Source organism: Sporosarcina sp. ACRSM (assembly GCF_022346545.1).
Lineage (GTDB): Bacteria > Bacillota > Bacilli > Bacillales_A > Planococcaceae > Sporosarcina.
In genome coordinates this window covers 1-25,912 of sequence record NZ_JAKRNU010000003.1, presented here as the reverse complement: position 1 = coordinate 25,912, position 25,912 = coordinate 1, and the positions used below count along the sequence as shown (strand labels likewise).

29 protein-coding genes and 1 riboswitch are annotated in these 25,912 nt (G+C 43.1%); of the genes, 14 read left to right on the top strand and 15 right to left on the bottom strand.

Annotation, left to right across the window (positions count from 1 at the left end):
- Window positions 1-8: 8 nt before the first annotated feature.
- The 6 genes from tatA to MHZ95_RS05870 form a co-directional block, all read right to left on the bottom strand.
- Window positions 9-209, bottom strand: a complete 201-nt coding sequence (gene tatA / locus MHZ95_RS05895; RefSeq protein ID WP_239389598.1) for a twin-arginine translocase TatA/TatE family subunit — start codon at window positions 207-209, stop codon at window positions 9-11.
- Between the two features lie 21 nt (window positions 210-230).
- Complete coding sequence (locus MHZ95_RS05890) at window positions 231-1,943, bottom strand: GMC family oxidoreductase (RefSeq protein WP_239389597.1); 1,713 nt, start codon at window positions 1,941-1,943, stop codon at window positions 231-233.
- A gap of 14 nt (window positions 1,944-1,957) precedes the next feature.
- The gene (locus MHZ95_RS05885; protein ID WP_239389596.1) at window positions 1,958-2,716 is read right to left on the bottom strand and encodes a gluconate 2-dehydrogenase subunit 3 family protein; all 759 of its coding nucleotides are present in this window, start codon (window positions 2,714-2,716) and stop codon (window positions 1,958-1,960) included.
- 154 nt (window positions 2,717-2,870) lie between these two features.
- Window positions 2,871-3,134 (bottom strand): hypothetical protein, encoded by a 264-nt coding sequence (locus MHZ95_RS05880; protein WP_239389595.1) that lies wholly within the window; start codon window positions 3,132-3,134, stop codon window positions 2,871-2,873.
- Window positions 3,135-3,273: 139 nt separating this feature from the next.
- Entirely contained in the window at window positions 3,274-3,681 is a 408-nt protein-coding gene (locus MHZ95_RS05875) for a hypothetical protein (RefSeq protein WP_239389594.1), read from the bottom strand.
- A 203-nt stretch (window positions 3,682-3,884) separates the two neighbouring features.
- Window positions 3,885-4,319, bottom strand: a complete 435-nt coding sequence (locus MHZ95_RS05870; RefSeq protein WP_239389593.1) for a general stress protein — start codon at window positions 4,317-4,319, stop codon at window positions 3,885-3,887.
- A gap of 159 nt (window positions 4,320-4,478) precedes the next feature.
- Between MHZ95_RS05870 and MHZ95_RS05865 the strand changes: the two genes are divergently transcribed.
- On the top strand, window positions 4,479-4,712 hold the full coding sequence (locus MHZ95_RS05865) for a hypothetical protein (RefSeq protein WP_239389592.1): 234 nt from the start codon (window positions 4,479-4,481) through the stop codon (window positions 4,710-4,712).
- Window positions 4,713-4,939: 227 nt separating this feature from the next.
- On the opposite strand, the gene MHZ95_RS05860 is transcribed toward MHZ95_RS05865, so the two are convergent.
- The 6 genes from MHZ95_RS05860 to MHZ95_RS05835 all read right to left on the bottom strand — a co-directional run bounded on the left by MHZ95_RS05860 (window position 4,940) and on the right by MHZ95_RS05835 (window position 10,903).
- Entirely contained in the window at window positions 4,940-5,641 is a 702-nt protein-coding gene (locus MHZ95_RS05860; RefSeq protein ID WP_239389591.1) for an ABC transporter ATP-binding protein, read from the bottom strand.
- Window positions 5,634-6,410 (bottom strand): ABC transporter ATP-binding protein, encoded by a 777-nt coding sequence (locus MHZ95_RS05855; RefSeq protein ID WP_239389590.1) that lies wholly within the window; start codon window positions 6,408-6,410, stop codon window positions 5,634-5,636. The genes MHZ95_RS05860 and MHZ95_RS05855 overlap by 8 nt, the downstream gene beginning before the upstream one ends.
- The gene (locus MHZ95_RS05850) at window positions 6,382-7,362 is read right to left on the bottom strand and encodes a branched-chain amino acid ABC transporter permease (protein WP_239389589.1); all 981 of its coding nucleotides are present in this window, start codon (window positions 7,360-7,362) and stop codon (window positions 6,382-6,384) included. The genes MHZ95_RS05855 and MHZ95_RS05850 overlap by 29 nt, the downstream gene beginning before the upstream one ends.
- A 4-nt stretch (window positions 7,363-7,366) precedes the next feature.
- Window positions 7,367-8,251, bottom strand: coding sequence for a branched-chain amino acid ABC transporter permease (locus MHZ95_RS05845; protein WP_239389588.1), 885 nt, complete (start codon window positions 8,249-8,251; stop codon window positions 7,367-7,369).
- A gap of 115 nt (window positions 8,252-8,366) precedes the next feature.
- A complete protein-coding gene (locus tag MHZ95_RS05840) occupies window positions 8,367-9,527 on the bottom strand; it encodes an ABC transporter substrate-binding protein (RefSeq protein WP_239389587.1) in 1,161 nt (386 codons plus the stop codon).
- 443 nt (window positions 9,528-9,970) lie between these two features.
- Window positions 9,971-10,903 carry a carbohydrate kinase family protein gene (locus tag MHZ95_RS05835; RefSeq protein ID WP_239389586.1) on the bottom strand — a complete coding sequence of 311 codons (933 nt, stop codon included), beginning with the start codon at window positions 10,901-10,903 and terminating at the stop codon, window positions 9,971-9,973.
- Between the two features lie 177 nt (window positions 10,904-11,080).
- On the opposite strand from MHZ95_RS05835, the gene MHZ95_RS05830 reads away from it, so the two are divergent.
- A complete protein-coding gene (locus MHZ95_RS05830) occupies window positions 11,081-11,971 on the top strand; it encodes an EamA family transporter (RefSeq protein WP_239389585.1) in 891 nt (296 codons plus the stop codon).
- A gap of 554 nt (window positions 11,972-12,525) precedes the next feature.
- Window positions 12,526-13,089: a GNAT family N-acetyltransferase gene (locus MHZ95_RS05825; protein WP_239389584.1), complete on the top strand. Its 564-nt coding sequence runs from the start codon at window positions 12,526-12,528 to the stop codon at window positions 13,087-13,089.
- A 77-nt stretch (window positions 13,090-13,166) separates the two neighbouring features.
- On the opposite strand, the gene MHZ95_RS05820 is transcribed toward MHZ95_RS05825, so the two are convergent.
- Window positions 13,167-13,715 (bottom strand): NADPH-dependent FMN reductase, encoded by a 549-nt coding sequence (locus MHZ95_RS05820; RefSeq protein WP_239389583.1) that lies wholly within the window; start codon window positions 13,713-13,715, stop codon window positions 13,167-13,169.
- A gap of 196 nt (window positions 13,716-13,911) precedes the next feature.
- On the opposite strand from MHZ95_RS05820, the gene MHZ95_RS05815 reads away from it, so the two are divergent.
- The 5 genes from MHZ95_RS05815 (at window position 13,912) to MHZ95_RS05795 (ending at window position 17,482) form a co-directional block, all read left to right on the top strand.
- A complete protein-coding gene (locus MHZ95_RS05815) occupies window positions 13,912-14,448 on the top strand; it encodes an RNA polymerase sigma factor (RefSeq protein WP_239389582.1) in 537 nt (178 codons plus the stop codon).
- The gene (locus MHZ95_RS05810) at window positions 14,445-15,197 is read left to right on the top strand and encodes a hypothetical protein (RefSeq protein ID WP_239389581.1); all 753 of its coding nucleotides are present in this window, start codon (window positions 14,445-14,447) and stop codon (window positions 15,195-15,197) included. The genes MHZ95_RS05815 and MHZ95_RS05810 overlap by 4 nt, the downstream gene beginning before the upstream one ends.
- 151 nt (window positions 15,198-15,348) lie before the next feature.
- The gene (locus MHZ95_RS05805) at window positions 15,349-15,708 is read left to right on the top strand and encodes a hypothetical protein (protein ID WP_239389580.1); all 360 of its coding nucleotides are present in this window, start codon (window positions 15,349-15,351) and stop codon (window positions 15,706-15,708) included.
- A 250-nt stretch (window positions 15,709-15,958) separates the two neighbouring features.
- Complete coding sequence (locus tag MHZ95_RS05800; protein ID WP_239389579.1) at window positions 15,959-17,155, top strand: alanyl-tRNA editing protein; 1,197 nt, start codon at window positions 15,959-15,961, stop codon at window positions 17,153-17,155.
- A gap of 78 nt (window positions 17,156-17,233) precedes the next feature.
- The gene (locus MHZ95_RS05795; RefSeq protein WP_239389578.1) at window positions 17,234-17,482 is read left to right on the top strand and encodes a hypothetical protein; all 249 of its coding nucleotides are present in this window, start codon (window positions 17,234-17,236) and stop codon (window positions 17,480-17,482) included.
- A gap of 335 nt (window positions 17,483-17,817) precedes the next feature.
- Here the strand turns inward: MHZ95_RS05795 and MHZ95_RS05790 are convergent, their stop codons facing one another.
- Complete coding sequence (locus tag MHZ95_RS05790) at window positions 17,818-18,975, bottom strand: RNA-guided endonuclease InsQ/TnpB family protein (protein WP_239389577.1); 1,158 nt, start codon at window positions 18,973-18,975, stop codon at window positions 17,818-17,820.
- A gap of 140 nt (window positions 18,976-19,115) precedes the next feature.
- Window positions 19,116-19,287: riboswitch (M-box (ykoK) riboswitch) on the top strand.
- A gap of 230 nt (window positions 19,288-19,517) precedes the next feature.
- On the opposite strand from MHZ95_RS05790, the gene mgtE reads away from it, so the two are divergent.
- The 6 genes from mgtE (at window position 19,518) to MHZ95_RS05760 (ending at window position 25,056) form a co-directional block, all read left to right on the top strand.
- The gene (gene mgtE / locus MHZ95_RS05785) at window positions 19,518-20,510 is read left to right on the top strand and encodes a magnesium transporter (RefSeq protein WP_370642920.1); all 993 of its coding nucleotides are present in this window, start codon (window positions 19,518-19,520) and stop codon (window positions 20,508-20,510) included.
- A gap of 68 nt (window positions 20,511-20,578) precedes the next feature.
- Window positions 20,579-21,247, top strand: coding sequence for a response regulator transcription factor (locus MHZ95_RS05780; protein ID WP_239389576.1), 669 nt, complete (start codon window positions 20,579-20,581; stop codon window positions 21,245-21,247).
- Entirely contained in the window at window positions 21,244-22,590 is a 1,347-nt protein-coding gene (locus MHZ95_RS05775; protein WP_239389575.1) for a HAMP domain-containing sensor histidine kinase, read from the top strand. Before MHZ95_RS05780 ends, MHZ95_RS05775 begins: the two co-directional genes overlap by 4 nt.
- A gap of 109 nt (window positions 22,591-22,699) precedes the next feature.
- Complete coding sequence (locus MHZ95_RS05770; protein ID WP_239389574.1) at window positions 22,700-23,614, top strand: ABC transporter ATP-binding protein; 915 nt, start codon at window positions 22,700-22,702, stop codon at window positions 23,612-23,614.
- Window positions 23,614-24,324 (top strand): ABC transporter permease, encoded by a 711-nt coding sequence (locus MHZ95_RS05765; RefSeq protein ID WP_255726608.1) that lies wholly within the window; start codon window positions 23,614-23,616, stop codon window positions 24,322-24,324. The genes MHZ95_RS05770 and MHZ95_RS05765 overlap by 1 nt, the downstream gene beginning before the upstream one ends.
- Window positions 24,325-25,056 (top strand): ABC transporter permease, encoded by a 732-nt coding sequence (locus tag MHZ95_RS05760; protein ID WP_239389572.1) that lies wholly within the window; start codon window positions 24,325-24,327, stop codon window positions 25,054-25,056.
- A gap of 232 nt (window positions 25,057-25,288) precedes the next feature.
- Here the strand turns inward: MHZ95_RS05760 and MHZ95_RS05755 are convergent.
- A partial coding sequence (locus MHZ95_RS05755; protein WP_239389571.1) for an IS3 family transposase occupies window positions 25,289-25,912 on the bottom strand: 624 nt, incomplete at its 5' end.

The window sequence follows — 25,912 nt, the reverse complement described above, 5'->3', positions numbered from 1 at the left end:
TCACCTGCTTATAGTTGGTCCGTTTTCTTCGTTTCCTTAGCAGCCGGTTGTTCATCATCGTCTATAATATCTCGAGCAGACTTCTTGAATTCCGCAAGGGTCTTTCCGACCGCAGAACCGACTTCGGGCAATTTTCTTGGTCCGAATAGGATCAGGACAATGACAAGGATGATGATTAGACCAGGTACACCAATACTTGCTAAGCTCATCAGACAAGCCTCCTTCCGATTTTACACAAGTGACCCACCGTTTTTACTGTATTTCAAGATCCCTTCCGAAGCGCGATACGCAAGCGCACCAATCGTACCGGTTGGATTGTAGCCGCCATTATGCGTAAAATTCCCAGCTCCTATGACAAACAGATTTTCCGCATCCCAATGCTGTAATTGGGTGTTGACAACACTGTTCTCCGGACTGGTTCCCATAATGGTTCCACCAGTATTATGTGTCGTCTGATAAGGGACTATGTCATAATTCGTCAGCGGGTTTCCGGGCACGGCTGTTTTTGCACCCATTTCCTCTATGATTTCAACACATTTTTCAGTGAGATATTTGTGCAAGTTCCGATCCTGTTCCGTAAAATTGTACGTTAACCGCAGTAGCGGAACGCCGTACGCATCTTTATAAACAGGGTCAAGTGACAGGAAGTTCTCCTTATGTGGCATTGACGCCCCTTGGCCGCTTACACTGAGTGTGCGATTAAAATTATGAATGGACGCCTTCTTGAATTCCGGACCCCAAACAGGCGTATCAGGCGGCAGTGGATTAAAGGCGATCGGCCGTACTCCTGGTTGTGTAAGAGAGAGACTCGCCCCATGAATAAAATCTAAATCACTATGATCGAAATTATCCCCATTGAAATCATCAATCGTCATTCCAAGTGCACCCGCGCCCATAAAGGTATTCATCTTTTCTTCAAAGAACCCTGTCGCTCCAGGAAGGATCTGATAGCAATAGTTTTTTCCAAGTGTCCCTTTGCCAGTATCCGGATCATACACTTCACCAATGCCTGATACCATGAGCAGTTTCGCATTATTCATGACATAACTTGTAAGCACGACGACTTCAGCCGGCTGGATGAATTCCTCGCCTGTCTGTGTGTCAATATACTTCACACCTGTCACTTTATCGCCTTTTTTCAACACTTCGACAACATTCGCATGGAAACGGACATCGTAGTTTCCTGTTTTCCTTGCAGTCGGGATCACTGTGATTTCAGGTGATGTCTTCGCTCCATATTCGCAGCCAAAACGATCGCAAAACCCGCAATATTGACACGGAGCAATCGATTCACCGTCAGGATTGGTGTACGCTTCGGATAGATTGGCGGACGGCAGCATGAAAGGCGAATAACCAAGGTTGCTCGTTGCAGTCTCAAACTTTTTTAAGATGGGTGTCTTCTTCATCGGAGGCGTTGGAAAATCAGACGAACGTTTTCCCCAAAAAGGATTGGTATCCTCCCCTGATATGCCGGCGGTCTTTTCGAATTTATCGAAATAAGGTTCCAGCTCGTCATATGTAACTCCCCAATCTTGCAGCAAATAGTCACTTGAGAGCTTATCTTTTCCATACTTTTGATCTGTTATCGTTTTAATTTCAAAATCATATGGAAGGAAACGCCAGTTATGCCCATTCCAATGTGTTCCCGCGCCGCCGAGGCCTTCTCCAAGAAGAAAAGAGCCCATCTGTCGCATGGGAAGAGCACGCATTTTTCGATCGTTCCGAAATGTAATGGTCTCTTTCGAGAGATCCTGCATGAGATCATAGCGAATCCCATATCTGAATTCATCATGAATCATTAAATAATCTGCGGTACCACGTTCTTTCCCCCGCTCAAGCCCTAACACTTTCAAACCGGCTTTCGCACATTCGGCACCAATGATTCCACCCATCCATCCAACTCCAACTGTCACAACATCTACCTTATCTAACGTAGTCGCCATTGATCATTCCCCCTTTAATGTTCCATGTTGCTCAGCGAAACTGGATCGTATTTCATGAATTCCTCATTTTCAATTTGGGCCAAATAAGTCATCTGGTTCCCCGGGAATTCCTTCATGCGCCAAGCATCCATATTGATATTGCCGTTATAGATTGGATCTGCATAGGCGCCTTCTAGCGTCGCTTGTCGAAGAAGCTTAAAGAAGAATTCCGACGATGCACCTTTCATCTCCACTTCATTTTTTTGGAATGCAGTCAGTATTTCATCCATCTGCTCGCCTTCCAAGTCAACGAAATTTTTATCAAAACGACGTTGCGCTTCTTCATTCATTTTGTGGATCCCATGCATGAACATCTCAGCGCGGGTCAGTCTGCTTTGATATCCTTGTGTGGATTCGCCGGCAAAAAACGGTCCCTGCATATACTCCTTCACGTTGCTCCCGTAATTACCCGCCAGTTGATTGTCAATGAAAAACGGTACGCCTAATCCAATGGCACCAGGTCCGAGATCATCCTCTGGGAAAATTCGCTCAACTGCTTGGGACAGCACATTGAAATCCTCCATTTTTTGAAAGAACATAAGACCACGGTTGATGGCTGCATCATGTTGTTCGTTACCGCCTCCGGTTCCCTTCGTACCAGCCACTTGTCCTTCCTTGTTCACGTTGTAGCCGACAAGTCCTCCGATGAGCCCTCCACCAACGAGTGCACCTGTAGCGATACCGGTCGTTTTTAAGAAATCCCGTCTCGATAATCCTTTTTTTTCATCCGACATCTTTTATCCTCCTTCACTTTGCATCCATTTATAGACAGTTTCCTACATGCAAGCATGCCATTCTAATAATGATTTCATACCTTCACAGTGATTTATTAGCAGAGAAAAGAGGCTATCCGCTTTGGATAGCCTCTCGCAATTGTTTTCTGGATGCTTACGATTCGATTTCTTTCCAATCCCGAAGACGATTTCTCACTTCATCTTCCAATTCGTCAATAGAAATCTCATGATCTTCCTGGGAAGGTTGCATTTGAAACCAATTCACTTCATCGTTTTTATAATGACCTTGGTACTCTTTCCCATCTAACATCAACTCGAAATGTAAGGTTTCATGTTGTGTATCCTCGAACATTTCTTTTCGCACCTTAAAATCGGAAATCACTTTAACCCCTCCATCATGGATTGTCTGACCACTCATTTTCCTTACCCATCTTCCTCATTATTGCAAAGATCGCCCTATTTCATGCGTCCAGACTGTACAGAAATCCTTTTCTGGACAAACAATTCATTTCATTAGGCAAAGGCGTACATTTGCCGGAAGTTGGAATGCGCCCATTTTAAGGATAAGAACCTTCAAATCCAAGTATCGAAATCCGGTCCTCCTCAATTTTCAATTCATTTATCGAAATATCTATTATAAACTCATATTTTCCATGGGGGCGTACAGGGATCTTTTTTTGTACAAACGGATTGTTTGTGACAAGCGTAAGCATCCCTGTTTCCACATGATAACTTTCGATTGCAAATCGATATCCTGAAATGAATACGTAAGGAATGATTTCATACGCATCCTCCAAATCGGTTACCAAGATCGGTTTGAAAAATACTTCTTGACTGCCATTCATCACCTGAAATCCCCATTCACGATCTGACGGATCATTTGACTTTAAATAGTATTGCCGCCGATGTGAAACAATTTCAAATTCCCGATTATCCCAACGTGCAAATCTCCCCCTCCTTATCATTTCAGCCTCCCCCTTTTGTCGGTTTGTATCTAATTATACACAATTTTTAGATAAATGGAACGTATGATTTATTGAGTTCCCATTAAATTTAAAAAACCGTGGATTTTTCTGCAATAACCAATGCACCAACGCCCCAAGAATATTCAAAGGAGTTAGCCAGAATGCATAGAATTTCCGCTCATTTTACTCTTTATTGAATAGCATTATAAATTTTTCGTATCAATTCTTGGGACAGTTTCTGTATTTTCAATCAGCTGCTGCTCACGGTCTTGTCCGTCTAATTGCTCTCCGCTAAATCCCACTTCCGCCGAACTATCCATCTCTTCTTGCATACCATTTGAATCGGTGTGCTCATCTTCCACAAACAAAGCCACGCCTCCATCTTTCACTTCTTCGAAATAAGCTTCGGCTTGTTGCTCAGAAAAACCCATTCGCCTAAATATATCCCGCACACGCTCTTCCCCATTTCCTCCTTGGAGCATAATTTCCGTTTCCCCTTCTAACATTGCGATCATATCGTCAACACCCGAAACGCCATAAATTTGATTTTCCACGTAACCCTTTGACCCAAGTTCTGTAATTTTATAAAGAACCGTGTCAATTGAATGAAATGTGCCTACATGCTTTTTCATAGCCATGTTCGAAAGCTCCTCCTTTAAAAACAATCTTTTTGCTACTGTACCCCTTCATATTGTTTAGAAACAAATTGCCAATCATGTTTAGTGAGGTCCAAAAAAGTGAAAGATATAGTATAAAGGTGTCGAGATCATTCCACCTGATGAAAGGGGTGTATTTCCTTGGACAAGAAGAAAGTGTTCACTGAAAGGGACAGAAAAGACGCTGATGGTCCATACATGGATAATCCTGAATATCTTCGCACAGATAAAGAAAGCATTTATGATATGCATGAAGATATGCAAACGGTCGATCCCATTCCGCTTGAAGATTTAAAAATCGAAACCCGTGAAGAAAAGGTCCACCATGACACGAAAAGCAAATCTTCCAGTTCCGAGAAAGCTCCAGGTTCTTAACGATGCATCTACTAACCGAGGTTCATATATCACCAAACAGAAAAAGCTATGCAGGCTCCTCAATGGAATCTGCATAGCTTTTTATTAATATATCGGTAAACATAATACTTGTCGAGAAGTGTCGGCATTTCCCGGGAAATGATTATCTCTGTCACTTTCTCATCCTATTGGAAAATCCGATGGTTATACAGCGGGGTCTACTTTCGTTCAACCTTGCCTCTTCGATCTTAATGACCCAAATAAGCTTTCTGGATGGTATCGTCTTGCAATAATTCCTTTGCGTTTCCGCTGGCGACGACCCGTCCTGTTTCCAGAACATAACCATAATCCGCAACCTTCAAAGCCTGCCTTGCATTTTGCTCTACAAGCAAGACCGTCGTTCCGGCTTCGCTAATTTCTTTAATGATTTTAAAGATGTCCGCGACAATGAGGGGAGCCAGCCCCATGGAAGGTTCATCCAATAACAATAGCTTCGGTCTGGACATGATCACCCGCGCAATGGCCAGCATTTGTTGCTGTCCTCCGGATAAAGTTCCGCCCAATTGTGCTTTTCGCTCTTTCAAGATCGGGAATCGCTTCATCACCTTTTCTAAATCCGCACCCACTTCGGAGTCATTTCGGTGATAAGCGCCCATTTCCAAATTATCCATCACCGTCATGGAAGATAGGATGCCCCGACCTTCGGGAACAAGCGCAAGTCCTTTTCTTAGCAATTGATCCGGTCGCAATCCCGTCACGTCTTCACCTAAGTAATGGATACTTCCCTCTTTCGGTTTCAATAGACCTGCAATCGTGTTCATTGTTGTCGTCTTCCCGGCACCGTTCGCACCGAGAATTGTCACGACAGTTCCTTCTTCCACGGCAATATCGACATTTTTTATCGCTTGGATTTTATCGTAATACGTACTGACATTTTGTAGTTTAAGCAAGTTCCTCTTCCTCCTCTTCAACCCCGAGGTAGGCTTCAATGACTTCTTTATTAGTCTGAATACTGTCCGGCGTACCTTCTGCTATTCTCTCTCCAAAGTTCAAGACGACAAGTCGGCTGCATATCCGCATGACCAGCGGCATATCATGCTCGATCAATAACACGGTAATGCCTAGCGACTTTATTTTCATAATCAAATCAAATAAATCGTTCGTCTCTTTTTCATTCATCCCTGCAGCCGGCTCGTCAAGTAGCAATAACTTTGGCTCACTTGCCAATGCCCTCGCAATTTCCAATCGGCGTTGCTGTCCATAAGATAAATTTTTAGCGGTCGTTTGACTATGTTCCAATAAGCCAACAATTTCTAAAATCTCGTCCGCTTTCTCCAGCACTTTCTTCTCTTCCTGCTTTTGATACTTCGTGCGGAAAACACTTTGCCATACGCCTGTTGTCAATCGGCAATGATTGCCGACCATCACGTTTTCACGGACAGTCAAATCCGAAAACAACCGGATGTTCTGGAAAGTCCTGCAAATGCCGAGCTTCGTAATTTCATGTGGTTTCAAACCCGAAAGTGATTTCCCCATGAAAACAATCTCACCCGAACTCGGAGGGAACATCGCAGTAATCATGTTGAACATCGTTGTTTTCCCAGCACCATTCGGCCCGATCAGTCCGATGACTTCCCCTTGTTCGATCGAAAAAGAAACATCTGTCAGTGCCTGAATTCCACCGAAATTCTTACTGATTTTCTTTACTTCCAGTACCATGTTTTCCCTCCTTCTTCTTTGACTTCGAACGTTTCAGCCAATTCATGACATTCATATCAATAAGTCCTTGTGGACGGAATGCCATCATAAAGACAATCAATGCACCGTAAATCATGAAACGGTATTCACTGACTGAACGCAATACCTCCGGCAAAGATGACAGGAAGATGGCACCAAAAATCGGTCCCCAAATGACTTCACTTCCGCCGAATATTGCAAATATTAGAATCTCCACAGCTCGATGGTAATCGAAATCCGAGGGACTGATATATGCCGTCATATGTGCATACAAAGCACCGGCGAAACCGGCCAATAACGCTCCTTGACCAAATGCGAGAATCTTATAATATGTAATGTTAATACCCATCGCTTCCGATGCTTGCTCATCCATTTTTATGGACGCATAGGCCCGTCCGATTCTAGAATTATTTTGTCGGATAAAGAACCAAATGACAGCAATCGTAATAATCAATAACAATAGAAAAACGGCTAAACTGATAAATTGGTTATTTCTTAAACCTAAAGCAGCCGGTTCAAACCCGATATCCTTACTTAAAGTTAATATTTCTCTACCTAGATGAGGAATATTCGCAATTCCGATTGCACCATTCGTCAGATTTTCCCAGTTGACGAAAAGCACACGGATAACTTCCCCGAACCCTAATGTTGCAATGGCAAGGTAAACCCCATGTAACCTCAATGCAGGAAAACCGATAATGACACCGACCAGACCTGTGAAAACAGCTGCAATGACTATCCCTAACACAAGTGGGACATTATGATTGAGTGTTAAGATCGCCGAAGTATAAGCACCGATACTCATAAAACCTGCATGTCCTAACGACAATTGCCCCGTTGCGAGTGTTATGTAGATGCTGACGCCTAGAATAATGTTCAATAGAATAAACGATGCAATTTGTAAATAATATGGGTTTATTAGCTCGCTTAACATGTCCTCACCCCCTTGACCCTGATGTTGCTGTACCAAAAATTCCTTGTGGTCGAACAATCAAAATGACGATAATGGCGATAAACGCAATTGCATCACGATAACCTGAAGCACCGTAGGCCACTACGAATGTTTCCGCAAGACCTAAAATCAGACCGCCCGCCATCGCACCACGAACGTTCCCTAGCCCGCCAAGAATGATGATGGCCAACCCTTTCAAACCAAAGGAAAGACCCATTTGAGGGTTAACTGAGTTAAAAGCGAGTCCTACTAAAATCCCAGCAATACCACCCATTGCGGATGCTAAGATGACTGTTTGCGTAATCATCCTTTTCGTGTTCACGCCAAGTAAACTAGCAACAGACAAGTCTTCGGCGCTCGCACGCAACGCTTTTCCCGCTTTCGTTTTTGAAAGCCAAAACATTAGACCCGCCATCAACAGAATCGCGATGACAAAAATCAAAATTTGTACATAATAGACTGTCGTAGTCCCAACAGTAAAACTCATATCTGAAAAGCTCGTGCGGAATGGCTTATTCCCAGCACCGAATAGATGATGAGCCGCATTTTCAAGGAATATGGACACTCCAATCGTACTGATGAGCGGCGCCAAATGCGATACGCCGTCCTTCCCACGTAATGGCCGTAACGCAACGCGCTCAAGAAAATACCCTAAAATGGCTGTGACAACAATGGCAATGATAAATGCAACATATAACGGTAGTTCTAAACTATTCGTCACGACTACGCCCATGAACGCACCGAACATGAAGATTTCCCCATGTCCCATATTCACAATATTCAAGACACCAAATACAAGCGTATACCCGAGGGCAACAACGACATAGATGCTCCCTAATGTCAAACCGTTTATTAATTGTTCAATTAACAAAATGTACCCTCCTCTTCCACGTTCAATTCAATTTGCTGAAACAAAAATCCCTATCCGGTCGGATAAATAAGAATGCAACCAGGCTGAGATCACCCTCAACCTGATTGCTGATCAATCATTCAAATACGACGTATTCGTTACCTTCGATGATTAAGACTGTCGGCTCCATCACGATATCTCCGTCTTCGTCAAATGACATCGTGCCGAGCACACCTTCAAAGCCTTGAATTTCTGCAAGTGCATCGCGAATCGCGTCGCGGTCATTCGTTCCTGCGTTCTTTACCGCTTCAGCGATCAAATACAATCCATCGTACGCTTGTGCAGCGAACTGATCGGGTTCCATTCCATATGCTTCTTTATACTTTTCAACAAAATTCTTTACTTTTTCATCATCTTTTTGAGCAAACCAAGGAGTTGCAACAATCAGACCGTTAGAAGCATCTCCCGCAATTGTAATAACTTCTGGCGAGTTAAATCCATTACCACCTACAAACGGTACATCAATGCCCATTTTTCGTGCTTGGTCTAAAATGACCGCACCTTCGTTATACAATGCAGATGCCAAGATGAGATCCGGTTCCAAGTTTTTGATTTTTGTCAACAGTGGTTTATAGTCAGATTGGTTAAGTTGGAATGTTTCAGTTGTGACAACTTCCAAGTTCTTATCTTCGGCTACTTGTTTCATCACGTCATAACCCGCTTTAGTAAACACGTCGTCATTTCCGTACAAGATTGCGACTTTTTTCACATCATACTTCTCAAGCGCTTTTTCTACAGCTGCCGGAATTGCCATCGTCTCAGGGATTGAGTTTCTAAAAACATAATCTCCAAGTTGAGGAACCCCTTCCGCTGTATTAGACGTACCAAGAATTGTTACACCATTCAGCTCGGCTTCTGGACCTACAACAAACATTTCCGTACTAAGTGTTGGCCCGATGATTGCATCGACATTATCCGAGTTCATCAGCTTTTGTGCTGCATTCAATGCTTCTTCTTGTTTCCCAGCAGAGTCCTCAATCTTCAACTCAAGATCGACTTCCCCTGCTGCCTTTAATTCTTCATTGGCCAATTTAAGACCATTCGTGATCGCTTCACCATAACTTGCACCGCCCCCTGTCAAATAGGAAACAACGCCAATTGTAGCTTTGACCGGTCCATCGGAACCAGCTTCGTTAGCTTGTCCACCTGCGCCTTTTGTATCGTTTCCGCAAGCGGCTAAGATAACTAACAAACATACCATCATTGCTGAAAATAGCAGTTTGATATTCTTATTCATGCAATCTCCATCCTTTTCAAAAAATATTAGAATAACAATGATTCTAAATATACACTATTGGTCGAGTAATTGAAACAGCCTTTATTGCAAAATTGTAAAAATCCAACGTTTTTTTTGAAGATTAAAACATTTTGAAAACGCTTTCGTTAATAGATTCCATAATATGGGCACTAAGGTGGGCGTCGGCTTGCCAATACCAGTCATAATACCCAAAAAAATCCTCCCTATTTTCACGGGAGGATTTCATCATTTTATCAATCGCGCCTCGGCGTGATTGCGTCCAGATTTTGAATTGCGCTTGCGCAATTAACTCCTTTCAAAATCTGTGACATCCGCCGGAGGCTTAACTTGAATCAGCAGGAAGTTTGAACTCCCTCTGATTGAAGTGCTTTCTGGCATTCATCCCGCCACTTATGGAAGTGGGGGACTTCTGCTGAATCAAGTTAAATTTCTTCCAGTCGCGGCATAGCCGATAACGCGCCTTGCTTCGTTGCACAAAGAGCACCAAGCCTGTTCCCGAAGGATACATAGTCCAACCATTGCTCACGGGTAACGGGCAACCCTTTCAACTGGATTTGCCGCAGAATGCCTGCAACAAATGCATCACCGGCCCCTGTCGTATCGACCGGCTCCACCGGTTCGACACCTACTTGCGTCATCTCGTCATCGATCAATGCATATGTACCCAACTCACCAGCCGTGATGAGTACAATGGGAACACGATAAGACGCGATCTTTTCCATCCCTTCTTCAAGGGACGGCGTCTGCATCAAAAAGAACAGCTCTTCTTCCGTCAATTTCAGGAGATCGGCATGTTCAACAAAAGATAAAATCGTCTCGCGGCACAATTCCTCACTCTTCCATCGCAACGGTCGAATATTCGCGTCAACCGAAAAAAATGCTCCCGCTTCTTTCGCAAGTCGCATCGCTTCCTTTGTCGTTTGTAAGGCGGCTGGATGAAACATTGTACCGGAACAAATATGAAAAACGGAGGCCTGTTGAAACGCTCTTTCATCCAAGTCGAAGGATCCCACTTGAATATCAGGCGTCTCATCGATATACGTATGAAAAATCCGATCATTGTCTTCCGTCAAATGGACGTACACACCACTGATCCGCTTATCCGGCTCGAGTTTGGCATACGACAAGTCAACCCCTTCTTTGCGCAATTCTTCACGCACAAATTCGGACGTTTCATCATCCCCTGTAATGGTAATGAAACTCGACGCAGCCCCCAATCTTGAGACGCCAGCTGCTACATTGACCGTCGCACCACCAAGAAATGTCTTGAATGTCGAATTCGATTGGTCTTCTGCTATATAATCGACGAATGCATCGCCGTAAATTAGGACATGCTTTTTACTTACATCAATCATTGATAAACTCCCTACAATTTCATTTTCTATATCTTATCACGGAAGGTTACGACAAGGGAGGAGATTGAAGCTTGACAATAGTGCGAAATTACATATTATCCAAATATCCCCTTCAGCTCTGCAAGTTTCTTCCTTGCCGTGCTATACTGTTGTACGGGAATAAAGGAGGCGTATGCCATGAAACAATGGATCTATCCAATACTAATCGTCATTGCAGCAAGCAGTTACGGTATACTTTCAACGATTATTAAACTGGCGATTCAAGACGGCTTCACTGCGGCAGAGGCAGTGACAAGCCAATATTTTGTCGGTTTTTTCATAGCGTTGCTTATTTTTATCGTCATTAAACGTCAAATTCCAAAATTCGGTGGAGGTTATATCCTCATCTTAGCGGGTTTATTTACCGCGACAACAGGAACGGTGTACGGACAAGCTGTTCAGCATATGCCGGCTTCTCTTGCTGTCGTCATGCTCTTTCAATTCACTTGGGTCGGGATGCTCTTCGATTGCGTCGCTAATCGTCGGCTACCGAAACGAGTTGAGGTCATTTCCCTCATTTTCCTTCTTGGAGGGACCATTTTTGCGGCCGGTGTCATCGACGCTGATTTAAGTGGAATTCCATGGCAAGGGTGGGCATGGGGAATGGCATCAGCTGTCAGTTTCGCTTCCTTTGTCATGATCAACCAACGCCAAGTGGAAGGAATGGGGACAGAAACGCGGTTGCTTTTCACCTCTTTTTTCGCAGCAATCGCCATCTGTTTTTACCAAAACCCTGAAATCGTTTGGAACGGAACATTGTTCGCTGAAGGACTGTGGGTGTACGGTTTGATTCTCGGCTTATTCGGGATTGTCGTGCCCATTTATCTCTTTTCCATCGCCGTGCCGAAAGTCGGTACAGCAACCGCATCGATTTTAAGTGCGATGGAATTGCCTGTTGCCGTTACGGCATCGGTAATTCTCTTGAGTGAAAAACTTACAATCCTTCAAGTGATCGGAATCCTGATTATCTTATTCGGGATGACCTTACCAACCCTTGCCGAGCGTAAATTGAGAAGACGCACCAGCTAAGCTTTCAGACAACCCATTCCTCCAGCATTGGGTTGTTTTTTTGGATATAATCAATCACGCCTCGGCGTGAGTGCGTCCAGATTTTGAATTGAGCAAGGCTCACGTCTAGTCTTCGGGCGCCAGCGGCTCGGGACATAAGTCAAAGTTGCTCTGTGGCAAAAGACGCCACGCCGCATCTTCGCCTTATGCCTGTCGCCCCTAGGCAGGCGCCCTGCGCTTTTGGAGAATTAACTCCTTTCAAAAGCTGTGACATCCGCGGGCCTACAGGATGTAGGTCATGCAACCTTTGCCAATCGAACAGCGAAGGGTTCGATTTGCCGTATTTCTGTGTTCTTTGCAGAAATTAAGGCACTTTCCTTCAGGACGCGGCGAACTTAGGTTGCCATCCATTCTTCGTTCAGCGGGCGTTTGAACACCCGCTGAACAGGAAACAAAACCGCAAACACTCACCACCTATAGAGGTAGGAGTCTTCTGTAGCTGACGCTTCGCTTTCAGTACAAAAACATTTGCTGAATGAAGATAAAACAATAATAGTTAGAAGGAGATTTTTAAATTGAACGTTCATATACGTCCTGCACAACCGACAGATGCGGCCAAAGCGGTTCCGCTCATTATTGACGCAATCGGGGACATTGCCAATCGGCTAACCGGAGAATCCGAAAAAGAAAAAGTCACAGAAAGGTTGCGTGAGCTGTTCAAGCGAACTGACAACCGGCACTCCTACCTGTATACCTATATTGCGGAGTTGAACGACCAAATAGCGGGCATCATCGTTTTATATCCAGGGGAAGATGCTCCGATCCTTGATCGGAATTTATCGACTTGGCTGATGGAAAAAGGTGTTCCCACTCCTGAAATTGATGCGGAGTCGCTACCAGGGGAATTGTATATCGACACCATTTGTATCGATCCAGCTTTCCGCGGTAAAGGAATCGGAACTCAATTATTCACTTTCACGGAAGAACTCGCCAAGCAAAAAGGTTATGCCAAACTAGCCTTAAATGTCGAAACACAAAAAGAACCTGCCATCCGACTTTACAAACGACTCGGTTACGAAATCGTCTCTCCATGGACGATCATCGGCGAACCGTTTCATCATATGGTGAAGCATATTTGATTTTATCTAAATAGAAGACCGCCATTCGATTTCTGCGTTCGAAATCGAATGGCGGTCTTCTTTATTTACGGAAAGGATTATTTCGTTTCCTGCTCTTTGGCGAAAGCAACGAATTTCTCAATCACTTGGTCTAAAAATTGTAGCGTCGTCTCATCTGTCAACGTGCCGTCCGTAAATTTCTGCCCGGCTGCGCCAATGAAGATTTCATTACCCGCAGGCGGCATGAGTTTCGCGCCGACATTGCTCGTCAACACTTGGCGCAAATGCAATTGAGCCCTCACTGTTCCTAACGCCCCTTGTGAAACGCCCATCGGTAAAACAGGTTTGCCAACAAGCGGACGCTCCACTCTTGAAGTCCAATCCAATGCATTTTTTAAAGCTCCTGGGATGGACCAGTTGAATTCAGGCGTACTGATCATCACTGCATCTGCATCCGCGATTTGCTTCTTAAACTTTTTGACTTCTTCAGCAGGATTATGCTCATCATCCTCATTATAATGCGGAAGGATGCCGAGATCCGCGATTTCCACTTCAAAGAGATGACTGTATCGCTTTCCGATCGTTTCCACTAAATGCTTATTGAACGAGTCTTTCCGCAAGCTTCCGACAAGTGCTACAACCTTCATATGTATCTCTCCTCTATTCCTCTTTTTTCAAACCTGTTTCTACTTTACACCAATTCATCCAATTACATACGTTATGGTGCTTAAGCATTTCATTGGCCACCAAAAATTTTTACCCCTCGAAAACTTTTTCATGATCACGAGGGTAAGTATAGTAAGAGCAACAAAATGAAGTTGTTCTGAAAGGAGTGAAACTGAAGTGGAAACAAAAGATTGGATACATAACATTCAACAAGGTGATAAAGAAGCCTTCCGTGCTTTTTATGAAGCATATGCCGACTACGCCATCCGGACGGCTTCCGCTATTACACGCAATCGGGAAATGGCGAAGGACGCCGTACAAGAAACATTTATCCGCGTTTACCGGCAAATCGGCAGTTACAACTCGGAACTGCCATTCGAGCCTTGGTTTTATAGGATTTTGACAAATGAATGCTTGCGATTATTGAAGAAAGAATCTCCTCTTTCCAAATACGAACATCCTGACTTGGAAAATGAGCCTTCGCTCGCCGTGGAGTCTTTCGATCATTTATCCGATCTATACGATACGATTCAAACGCTCGATGACGGCCATCGCATCCCCCTCATTTTAAAGTATGTGAAAGGCTTTACTGAAAAGGAAATTGCCGACATTCTCGGATTGAATCATAACACCGTGAAGTCACGGTTGTTTAAAGCTAGGAAACGGCTAAAAGAACAGCTAGACCTGATCGATAAGGAGGAAAGATCCCAATGAATGAATTTGACAAACGGACAAAAGATGAATTGCAAAAACGAACTGAACAAGATACCTATGGCCTCCAAGATGAAATTTGGAATGCGTTAGAAAAAGAACTATTCAGCGAAGAACAACCGAAGAAAGGAGAAGTAAAAAAAATGAAAAAGAAAAATCGGGTGGTACCCATTATCCTGACAGCTGCCGCTGCCCTAGCCATCGTATTCAGCTTAACAACGGACACAGGCATGGCGTTTATTAAGGGAATCAAAGACATGTTCGTGCCAGAAAAAGAGATTATCCAAAGCATCGAAGGACAAGACGAACCGACCGACGTCCATTTAAACGAAGGAACCAATTCTGAATATGTCATCTATGTCGATGAAACACGGTACAAAATGATCAAAGGCGAAGAGGCAGATATCATAACAACGATTGAGCCACTGCCTGACAGATACCCCGAAGTATCGATGGAAATCAAACAAGTTGCAGACACAAAACCCGAAGACCTTGTGGGCAAAATTGAAGCAGATTTAAAGAAAGAGTTCCCTGACTTGCGTGCAGTTGAAACCGTAACCGAACCGGTCGAAGGCTACTGGTTACATGGCACAACAGGCAGTGAATGGGACAGCAAAGTCGTCACCGCCTACGTCATCAGTAACGGTAAAGAAGGTAGCTATGTCATTACCGAAAACTACTTCCTCGAAGCCGCAGAAGGTCACGGTGCCCGATTCCACCATATGTTGAAAAGCTTTGAGATTGTTGAATGAGCAAATGGCACTAACTAGCTAGACGATAGTTGCAATTATCTCAAACCTGAAAACAACGATGCATAATAATAGAGATGCAAGGGTATAGATTAAATAGTCTGTCTTTTTAATAGAATTAAAGAACTGATTATAGAAGGAGGTTCTGAAGAAAATGGATACATTCATACTCATTATCGACATACTCGTTGCCTTATTGTACATTGCGGTCATCGCGCTCGTATCACCTTATATGATGCACTTTCTTCAAAAAAGAAACTGCGACAAGTTTATACAACTGCTGCCCGTGCTCTCTTTGATTCTCATCACGAGTATCCTTATCGCAAACGGCTATGGCGGATTCCAGGAAACAATTTTCTTCCAGTTAACCAGTATCATTTCTTTCATCCTTCTGTTCAGCTTGCTCTTCTTGACGCTGTTCGTTAAAAAGCAATGGCAAGTGACGTACGATCAATTATTAACTTGGATTTCCTTTTCCAAGTTCAAAGAAACCATTTTTTCGAAAGCGAAGTAAAGGGAAAAGGTATGGCTATTATCCAGCCATACCTTTTTTCCTTTACCCATATATCGGCAAAGCCCAGACAACGATAATTTATTGGCGTTCGCGAGGCATATATTGGCGCAAACCGGTGGAATATTGGCGTTCATCCCTAAGTTATTGGCGCTCCCCGATCATTTATTGGCGAATCAAGAATTTCCACCTATACCGAGGCCCCTTCCCTTTTCATGTTAAAATAATAAGAAAACTAGTAGGAGCTGTAGTTATGTTAAAAGATCGATACTATTATGTAGATCCGTACCTTAAGTCATTTACAGCACGCATTATCAAAGTTTCACAAGATGAAAAGGGACAACCCTTTGTCGAATTGGACAATACGGCTTTTTATCCGGAAGGTGGTGGGCAGCCGTCGGATAGAGGCACATTGAACGGCATTCCGGTGCTCGATGTGGAGGAAGTCGACGGCGAAATCCGCCACACATTGGCTGAAAAGCTCGATAATGGTATTCAAGTGGAGGGTGCCATCGATTGGCAGCGCCGCTTCGATCATATGCAGCAACATGCAGGACAGCATATATTGACCGCCGCGTTTGTCGAGCTGTTCGGATTGCCGACGATCAGCTTTCATCTTGGGAAAGAACTGGTATCCATCGATTTGGATACAGAGGAAGTATCGCCTGAGCAATTAGAGGCAGCCGAGCAACGGGCAAATGCGATTATATTGGAAAATAGACCGATTGAGACGAAATGGGTGACGGAGGACGAACTCGAACAGTATTCCCTTCGCAAAGCGCTTGCCGTGACGGATGAAATCAGACTGGTCATCATCCCCGATTTTGACTACAACGGTTGCGGCGGGACGCATCCAAGTTCAACCGGACAAGTGAGTGCCATCAAAATTTTATCGACAGAAAAACACAGACAGAAAGTACGGGTGCATTTCGTCTGTGGCGGACGCGTATTGCAACAATTACATCGAAAAAACGAAGAATTGACGAAAGTATCCCGTCTGCTCAGCGCACCTGAAGAAGGTACGGCTGACGCAGTGGAAAAGTTACTCGCAATGAATCACTCGCTCGAAAAGGCACTAGCAAATGCAGAAGAAACATTATTGACGTTCGAAGCGAAAGAACTGGCAAACGCACAACAACAAGGCATTGTAAAAATGATCTTTCCAGAGCGTACCATCCAACAGTTACAAAAACTTGCCAAACTTCTCGTTACGGAAAATGAGCAGCTTATCGCCCTGCTTGTTGCAGACAATGCGGATAAATTACAGTTTGTCGCCGCACGTGGAAACACTGTGACAACCAGCATGAAACAAGTGTCAACAGCCGCACTTCCCCTTCTCAACGGAAAAGGCGGGGGCAATGACGCATTTGTCCAAGGTGGCGGAGAACGAAACATCTCGGCTGAGGAACTCTTACAAGCGTTGGAAGATTCACTTGTAGGGTCAAATTGACACTCTAGAGGCATATTGGTAAATGAATGAAACTTTAGGTAGGATTACTCGTAAGTACATGAAAGGATGGTGATGGCATTGAAAAAGTATTTGATCTTTATCATAAGCTTTATAGCATTGTATTCGCTGGCCCAAATTTCATCGGGACTGATTCTCACAGCTTTATACACACCTGATATCTATTCAACCGGACAGCTGATCCATCAGGAAGTTGTATTTACGGATCCAACTTATACACCTTTGTTGTTGATTTTCCTTTCAGCAACGGCGGCTTATTTCATTTCACAGAAATTTGGTGAAACCGCAAAGGTACAGCAACACTCGTAACACCTTGAAAACGCCAGAAATGATATATACCATTCCTGGCGTTTTCAAGGTTATTTTTGAGCTGTTGCAAGTATTTTTTCAGAAAAGAACTAGGTCCACTCCATTTGACAATTCATTGGAAGAGCTGTATGGTGGGTATGCTTTTAATAATTAAAGTAGGAATTCCTCGTTAGGTGAGGCTGCTACTAAAAACATAGAAAAACGTATAAGTTTTACTACGCTAGACATGTTCCTGCTTCTTCGTACCCCGCCTCATCACTTGCCCATTACTACGGTTGGTTTAGCACTCCACAGGCGTAAATTCGGATGTAGCCCACCCTATTGGTACACGATTTTCATTCTGTCAAAACTGTATATTTCTTCGTATATTGTAGATTTAAACTGGCATTGAAATCCCGATCCATTTCCAACCCACAATGTTCACAAGTGAAGATGCGATCAGCAAGTGACAAGCCCACATTTTTCTCGCCACAACTTGAACAGCATTTAGAAGAAGGGAACCAGCGATCAACGAGACGAATCTCAATCCCAATTTCCAAACATTTCACGGTGAGAAAATCCCTGAATTGCTTGAAGTTTTGACTAGCAATCGCGCGGGATAAATGGCGGTTTTTCATCATGCCTGTGACGTTTAAATCTTCGATGGCGATGTACGCTGGTTTGGTTTTCACCAGCACACCGACGACAAATCGAATGTACTCTTTACGCATATTGGCAAGTCTAGCGTGCAATTTTTGGACAACCAACAGTTGTTTTTGCCTGTTTCTAGCGCAGAATTCACCTCTCTTTCGGTTTTTATTTTGTTCAACACTTCTACTTAGTTTCCGTTGTTGTCGTTTCAAGCGCTTTTCCAGCTTGATGATTCGTTCTTGTTTGTTAACATTCTCAAAAATAAGTTGATTACTGCAAACCGCAAACTCTTTTAGCCCAAGGTCTACGCCTATTCCTTCTGTTTCATATTCATAAGTTGTTTGCCTTTTCGTCACTTCGCATAAAACAGAAATAAAGTAGCGACCTGCTTTTTTGGACAACGTACAATGTATGACTTTTGCATTCGACGGAATATACCGAAATTCTTTCAAACGCACCCACCCGAACGTTGGAATTTTAATTCGATGGCGTTCGACTGTGAGGTCTGTTGCATTATTTTTCGGGAAATAAGCTTTTACGTCTTCATTTTTCTTCTTTTTGAAGCGCGGAAATTTAGATACGCCTTTAAAGAAGTTTTTAAAAGCGCGATCCCCATTCATAATCGATTGTTTCACGGCTTTACTAGACACATCTTTAATCCATTTGTCGTTTTGTTGCGTATGCACATTGTTCAACCACTTTGAAAAATCAAAGCCAGACAAATGCTTTTTTGTTTCTTTGTAGTGGTTTTGTGCGGTCTCCAGATAAAGATTGTAAACATACCGGCAAACGCCGATGGTTTGATTGGCTTTTTGTTGTTGGGTAGCGGTGAGGAGAACTTCCGTTTTATAGGCTTTTTTCAAAACAGGCTTCCCCCCTTTAACTTTTCGCTTCCAATGACAGTTCTAACTTCAATAACAATCTTTACCCTTATTTAATGTACGGATAACCGTTGATAAGATTTTAAACGAATGGATCCTTTACTACTTTTTTCTATCGATTTATACGTTTTTGATAATAGTAGAGAACTCCTATATGGAGATACGCTACTGCCCAGAAATTCGAAAGACACCAATGGGTCAACAGGAACCATCGACTTAAGGTGGTTTTTAACGTAGCTGGATGCTAGTCATCCTATGCCATATAGTGCTAAAGCTCTACGAAGAGGGTTTATTCGATGATAGCGTCTTTCTGTTGAACACCCTTCTTTCGTAGAGGGGTGTTTTTTCAATTTTCTCGGCTTCAGTGGCAAGACACTATTCATGAAAGGAGGTGATGGGGATGTGTAGTTCGACGAGTTCAGAACCCCCTAGTTGGTCAAGGTCCCTAACAAAACAAATTACAAAGAGAACGTTCACTTCCCCTCACCTCGTGAAGAAGTGGACGTGCTAAGGAGGTCCACTTTATGAACAACATGACGAACGGCGTTTTCAAACATGAAACGACCGGAACACTTATGAAAAAAGGGTTTATCGCCCTTCAAGATACGTATACAGCCAAGGATGCCATTTCCTATCTCCGACAAAACGTACAAGGAAAAACGAATATTCACTACTTGTATATTCTAAACTCAGATAGCCAGCTAATAGGCGTTTTATCCATCCGTGAATTACTTGGCGCTTCAGATGATGAATGGATTACGGATATTACGAAAACAGACATCCTTTCGTTTCCAACCGATTTAGATCAAGAGGATGCAGCAAAAGTTTTTCGTGATAGTGACCTTGTATCGATTCCTGTCGTGAATCATAAAAATCAACTGATTGGTGTCATTCACGTCGAAGAGATTTTAGATGTGATCCAGCGAGAAGCTGATGAAGATATCGAAAAGCTTTCTGCATCCGGAAAAGAAATCGATTTTCGGACGAGACCTTTCGTTGCTGCTTGGAGAAGACTGCCGTGGCTTATTTTATTACTCTTCATCGGCCTCATTTCGGGTGGAATTATTGAGAAATTTGAAGCTACATTGGAGGCGGTTGTTGCACTGGCCTTTTTCATGCCGATGATTGCCGGAATGACTGGCAATACGGGAACTCAATCGCTCGCAGTTGTCGTCCGTGGGCTTGTTTCAGAGGATCTTACAGTTAAAAAGTCTCTGAAGCTTTTATTCCGTGAGTTGATTGTCGGAATTATTATAGGGATTACATGCGCGATTGTTATTGCAGTAATTGCCTTTGTATGGCGCGATAGTTTGACGCTTGGTCTCGTTGTCGGTTCATCGCTTCTTGCCACACTTATTATCGGGACACTGGCGGGAACGGTTATTCCGCTCCTTCTCTACAAATTCAAAGTGGATCCAGCCGTGTCATCAGGTCCGCTCATTACAACGATCAACGATATCTTATCCCTACTCATTTATTTTGGAATTGCGACCATGTTTATTTCAAAGTTGATGTGATAGAGTCATAGGAGAAAATAATACGTACTATTTACAGCTTATTCAATTGGCGGAAGTGAGGGATTTGGATGCATGAAATTCTATACATCGAGGACGATGTAGAAATTGGCAACATTGTCAAAGAGGATCTAGAGCAACGCGGCTATGTCATACGTTGGATGACCTCGGGAGAACAAGCGGTAGAAGAACTTGGAGATGCGGACTTAGTCATATTGGACGTCATGCTTCCAGGACTTGACGGGTTTACAGTGGGACAGCGATTGAAAAACAGTCGTCCAGCTATTCCGATTCTGATGTTATCGGCTCGGACCTCCGTCGATGATAAGTTGCAAGGGTTACAGTTCGCAGATGATTATGTGACGAAGCCATTTCATCCCGATGAGCTTGCAGCCCGAATTGAAGTGCTATTAAGAAGAACTCAACGGGACTTTCCTGAAGAAATGCAGATTGGTCATTTAAAGGTGAACATGACCGCGAATCGCATTATAACGGATGACGGTGAAGAAATCATGTTGACAGCCAAACAACATCAGATTTTCATGTACCTGTTGCAACATCCAAATCAAATCTTAACAAAAGAACAAATTTATGAAGCAATATGGAACGAACCTTACTTGGAAGGTGATAAAACATTGATGGTGCATATCCGTCATTTGCGTGAAAAGATTGAGGAAGAACCAAGTTCGCCGAAAATCATCGAAACGATTCGAGGACTGGGCTATCGGGTGAGACAGTGAAAAAACTAAGAAACTCTTTGCTGACCCAGTATTTGTTGATCATTCTTGTGGCAACCCTGATACTCCCCCTTTCCCTGCCTGTTGTATCGGTTATTTTTTACAATAGCTTGGAAAAAGTTGATGACCCCGTTCGCTACTATAACGGAACTGATTTAGAGAATATGTGGATTGAAACAGCAAAAGGATTATCAGGTGCCTCAGAAGCAGAAATCCATCAAAAGTTATTGGAAATGAATCATATCTATCAGGAAGCATCCATGTATTGGGTAGATGATTCGGGACAGACAAGAGATAAATTTCCAAGTTCATTAGCAGTCCCTGATACGTGGAGTGCATCTGATGCGGTTGAGTTTATGAAACAAAATCGAGGCTATACAGTCGATCCCTTTACCGTCGTTGCGTTTATAGGGCATGAACAGCAAGAGGGTTTTATGGTGCTACAAGTCCCTCGTACAGATATGGTAAGTCCAAGTGATCAACTTCGGGCAAAATACAATTATATGTTCCCAATCGCCCTGTTATCGATCTTCGCCTTATTCATACTCATTTCCATGCTCTTTTTTTATCGAATTCGTAAGAGACTGCTCCATTTACAAAAAGCGATGGCTACACCTGAAGCAACCGGCATCCCAGCGATGATCGAAGTGACAAAGGAGGATGAAATCGGACGCCTGGAACAATCATTCAATCGGATGGTTAAGAAACTGGAAACGAGTCGCAGTCGGGAGATTGAAGAAGAAGAACTTAGAAAAGAACTCATCGCGAATTTATCGCATGATTTACGTACACCTCTGACGACGATCCGTGGTCACGCCTATCGTTTACAGAAAGAGTCATTGAGTACCAAAGGTCAGGAATCATTGGATTTCATCGATGAAAAAGTGAATTATATGGGCGAACTGATTGAGAACTTACTTTCCTATACCTTGTTGACGACTGGAAAATACCCATATTATCCAGAAAAGGTAGATATGACTCGGTTAATCCGGAATTCCTTCTCGTCTTGGTATCCCGTATTTGAGAATCACCAATTTACGATTGAGGTGGACATTCCCGATCGGCAGTTGCTGTGGGAAGTCGATCCTCAGTGGATGCATCGTGTGTTGGATAACCTGTTTCAAAATATTGCTCGACATGCCAAAAGTGGACAATTTGTCGCAGTTCGAGTTGAAAATGAAGCAATTATCCTTGAAGATCATGGCCCTGGCATGAAAGGTAAGTCAAATCAGACGGGAATTGGAATCGGACTCTCGATCATTTCCCTCATGCTAAAAGAAATGAAGTTGGATTGGGATATTGAAACGAGTGAACGTGGTACAAAGATAAAAATCCAAAAACGTTAAGATAGGCGATCGTATGCCTATCTTTTTTTCTTTTCTTAAACAAAATTTAAACCTCCGCCCCCCGTTGTTTTAACCTTCAAACGGTAGGATAGTAAGCGAGGTGAGGAGAATGAGTGCGTTTATTATTGAAACGAAACATTTAACGAAAAAGTTTGGTTCAAAAAGAGTTGTGAATCATATTGATTTACAAGTGAAAAAAGGTGAAATTTATGGGTTCTTAGGTCCGAATGGTGCGGGTAAAACGACGACGATTCGAATGCTTCTCGGACTTGCCCGCCCAACAAAAGGGTCCATCCATATTTTCGGGAAGGATATCAAAAAAGAAAAGCTCTCCATTTTAAAAAAGGTAGGCTCGCTTGTTGAATATCCTTCTTACTATGGACATTTAACCGCGTATGAAAATTTAGAAGCTGTACGAATTTTATTGGATGCACCTAAATCTAGAATTGACGAAGTCCTGTCAATTGTCCGTCTGACCAAAGACGCGAAACGGCCTGTCAAGGGATTCTCTTTAGGAATGAAGCAGCGACTCGGCATTGCGACTGCCTTACTTGGCAATCCGGAGTTACTCATTTTGGATGAGCCAACGAATGGACTGGATCCGTCTGGCATTATTGAAATGCGTGAGCTCATTAAAAGCATGCCAAAGGAACACGGCATCACGATTGTCATATCAAGCCACTTGCTGTCGGAAATTGACCAAATGGCGACACAAGTGGGTATTATCTCAAAGGGGCAAATGATTTTTCAAGATTCGATTTCAAAGTTAAGGGAACGATCTACGAGCAAGATTAAGTTAACTGTCAATCATGCAGAAGCTGCATGGAAGACATTGTTGTCCCATGGATACACTACACAACGCATGCAAAATAACATTTTCGTTGAGAATAGTTCGAATGAGAAAATTGCTGAAATCGTAAAAGCACTCGTTCAACATGATTATTCCATTTATAGAGTAGAAGAAGAGAAAAAATCATTGGAAGATATCTTCTTAGAATTGACGGGTCAGGAAGGTGGTTTGTGATGGCACGGATCATGGCCTCTGAATTTCTGAAAATCAAGCGAAAAATGATTCTTTTTCTCGTATTTCTTGGGCCCATTGGTGTCATTGGACTGGAAGCCGTCAATTTTGGACTCCGATATGAGTGGCTTACAGGTGTTTATAAGGAAGATTTGTGGGGCGGTCTTATTGGTGAAGTTTCCATGCTATCCATTCCAACGATTCTTATCGGTTTGACTATACTAACATCGATGATTGCCAATATCGAACATCAGACCAATACATGGAAGCAACTTTTAGCTTTGCCGATTTCAAAATCACGAGTGTTTACGGGGAAAGTCTTGTTGGCAGTGCTCCTGTTACTCGTTGCGTGTTCACTACTGGCGGGCGGCACGATCATTCTTGGTCTTCTCTTAAAGTTCGGGAGCGATATTCCGTTTCTTTATGTAGTCAAAATGTGCTTTTTCCCTTGTCTTGCTTCCATGCCTTTTCTCGCATTGCAAATTTGGCTGGCCATTACGATCAAAAACCAGGCATTGCCCTTAACAATCGGGATTGTCGGGGCTATCGTTTCGATGTATGGCATGAATTTTCCTGATTGGGTTCCCTGGAAATGGCCTTTGTTGATGAATGAATGGGATAAACCGATCTATTCGGTGTTAGCGGGCCTCGGCTTAGGAATCCTTATCTACCTCATTAGTCTTGTTGAGTTTCACAGAAAGGACGTGCAATAAATGAGGAAGCTATTTCAATCCGAGTTTCTGAAGTTACGAAAATCCGCGATTTGGTTGCTTATTTTTGTAAGCCCTATTCTATCGTTGTTACTTGGTTTAGGCGCCGGTACAATGACTGATCTCGGAGAACAGCAATGGATCGAAACGCTCGGCATGATGACCATTAGTCATGCGATTTTATTCTTACCGCTATTAACAGGCGTCTTTTCAAGCTTTATTTGCCGATATGAACATGTCGGAGGAGGCTGGAAGCAACTGTTGACCATGCCCGTCTCCAGAAAAAATGTCTATATCGTAAAAGTGCTCATTGTGAGCTTTCTCATTGGTCTCACACAACTATTGTTTGTCTCGGGGCTTTTCTTGATTGGATGGTTAAAAGGATTTTCGACGGATCTCCCTTGGGAAGTCATTGCGACGAGTGTGTTGGGAGGATGGATCGCATGCCTGCCTTTAATCGCTTTGCAAATGTTCGTATCCATTGCGTGGTCGAGTTTCGCGGCACCTCTTGCGGTCAATGTCATTTTCACAATACCAAATATGCTCATTGTCAATTCTGAGAAGTTCGGCCCTTACTATCCTTGGGCGCAACCATTTTTATTGATGATGCCCAGTACAGGCGAAAGCTTTGGAGCGTTAAATGTTTCAGCTACTACGCTAATCATCGTAGTTTTTGGGAGTCTCATCCTATTTTTAGGTTCTGGATTGGGTTATTTTATTCGAAAAGAAATTTGACCTCCAACATCTAACATGCAGCTGAGAACAATCTTTAATCAACAGCACGTACATTGAACTATTGCATAATTTGATTTATAATGGACATATACTAAAAAAGAGAAGCGCGCTAACGCTTCCCTTTGCAGCCTTTACCGTCAGGGTGATGGTTGTCAAATTACGTTATTTGTTTTGAGAACCACCCTTTAGCTTGCGACGGTGTTGATGTGACCCCTAAAAGTTAGAGTTTATATTAGGCAGCTAATTGGCTGGTGTGAAGACGGTATTGAACCGGGCTCATGCCAGCCAATTTCTGTTTGATGCGTTTGTGATTGTAATAATGGATGTATGATTCGATGTCTCTTTTAAGTTCCTCGTACGTGCGAAGTGCTTCGCCATAATACATTTCCTGCTTTAAAAGCCCAAAGAAATTCTCCATCGGTGAATTATCTATGCAGTTTCCTTTACGCGACATACTCTGGAATACGTTATTATTTTTAAGGGTCTTAACCCATTTCTTATGCTGGTAATGCCATCCTTGATCAGAGTGTATAGTGGTCCTGTATCTTGCTTCCTTTACGATTTGAAGAGCCTCTTCCAATGGCTTCATCACAAAGTCCAACGTCGGATGCATACTGATGCCGTACGAAAGGATTTCGCCATTATACATATCCAAAATAGGACTGAGATAGAGTTTATGACCTTCCAAACACTTGAATTCCGTAATGTCCGTTGTCAGCTTCTGATGGGTAATATTCGTATAAAAGCGGCGGTTAATACGATTCTTCGCTACAGTGCCGACAGTTCCTTTATAGGAGCTGTAGCGACGAGATTTCCGCATGAACTTCTTTCCTTTCAATCCAAGTTTCGTCATGAT

Excerpts from the sequence above, each read along its gene's own strand:
- tatA (WP_239389598.1), bottom strand. The coding sequence starts at position 209 with ATGAGCTTAGCAAGTATTGGTGTACCTGGTCTAATCATCATCCTTGTC.
- MHZ95_RS05890 (WP_239389597.1), bottom strand. The coding sequence starts at position 1,943 with ATGGCGACTACGTTAGATAAGGTAGATGTTGTGACAGTTGGAGTTGGA.
- MHZ95_RS05885 (WP_239389596.1), bottom strand. The coding sequence starts at position 2,716 with ATGTCGGATGAAAAAAAAGGATTATCGAGACGGGATTTCTTAAAAACG.
- MHZ95_RS05880 (WP_239389595.1), bottom strand. The coding sequence starts at position 3,134 with ATGAGTGGTCAGACAATCCATGATGGAGGGGTTAAAGTGATTTCCGAT.
- MHZ95_RS05875 (WP_239389594.1), bottom strand. The coding sequence starts at position 3,681 with ATGATAAGGAGGGGGAGATTTGCACGTTGGGATAATCGGGAATTTGAA.
- MHZ95_RS05870 (WP_239389593.1), bottom strand. The coding sequence starts at position 4,319 with ATGGCTATGAAAAAGCATGTAGGCACATTTCATTCAATTGACACGGTT.
- MHZ95_RS05855 (WP_239389590.1), bottom strand. The coding sequence starts at position 6,410 with ATGGTACTGGAAGTAAAGAAAATCAGTAAGAATTTCGGTGGAATTCAG.
- MHZ95_RS05850 (WP_239389589.1), bottom strand. The coding sequence starts at position 7,362 with ATGTTAAGCGAGCTAATAAACCCATATTATTTACAAATTGCATCGTTT.
- MHZ95_RS05840 (WP_239389587.1), bottom strand. The coding sequence starts at position 9,527 with ATGAATAAGAATATCAAACTGCTATTTTCAGCAATGATGGTATGTTTG.
- MHZ95_RS05835 (WP_239389586.1), bottom strand. The coding sequence starts at position 10,903 with ATGATTGATGTAAGTAAAAAGCATGTCCTAATTTACGGCGATGCATTC.
- MHZ95_RS05830 (WP_239389585.1), top strand. The coding sequence starts at position 11,081 with ATGAAACAATGGATCTATCCAATACTAATCGTCATTGCAGCAAGCAGT.
- MHZ95_RS05820 (WP_239389583.1), bottom strand. The coding sequence starts at position 13,715 with ATGAAGGTTGTAGCACTTGTCGGAAGCTTGCGGAAAGACTCGTTCAAT.
- MHZ95_RS05810 (WP_239389581.1), top strand. The coding sequence starts at position 14,445 with ATGAATGAATTTGACAAACGGACAAAAGATGAATTGCAAAAACGAACT.
- MHZ95_RS05805 (WP_239389580.1), top strand. The coding sequence starts at position 15,349 with ATGGATACATTCATACTCATTATCGACATACTCGTTGCCTTATTGTAC.
- MHZ95_RS05800 (WP_239389579.1), top strand. The coding sequence starts at position 15,959 with ATGTTAAAAGATCGATACTATTATGTAGATCCGTACCTTAAGTCATTT.
- mgtE (WP_370642920.1), top strand. The coding sequence starts at position 19,518 with ATGAACAACATGACGAACGGCGTTTTCAAACATGAAACGACCGGAACA.
- MHZ95_RS05780 (WP_239389576.1), top strand. The coding sequence starts at position 20,579 with ATGCATGAAATTCTATACATCGAGGACGATGTAGAAATTGGCAACATT.
- MHZ95_RS05770 (WP_239389574.1), top strand. The coding sequence starts at position 22,700 with ATGAGTGCGTTTATTATTGAAACGAAACATTTAACGAAAAAGTTTGGT.
- MHZ95_RS05765 (WP_255726608.1), top strand. The coding sequence starts at position 23,614 with ATGGCACGGATCATGGCCTCTGAATTTCTGAAAATCAAGCGAAAAATG.
- MHZ95_RS05760 (WP_239389572.1), top strand. The coding sequence starts at position 24,325 with ATGAGGAAGCTATTTCAATCCGAGTTTCTGAAGTTACGAAAATCCGCG.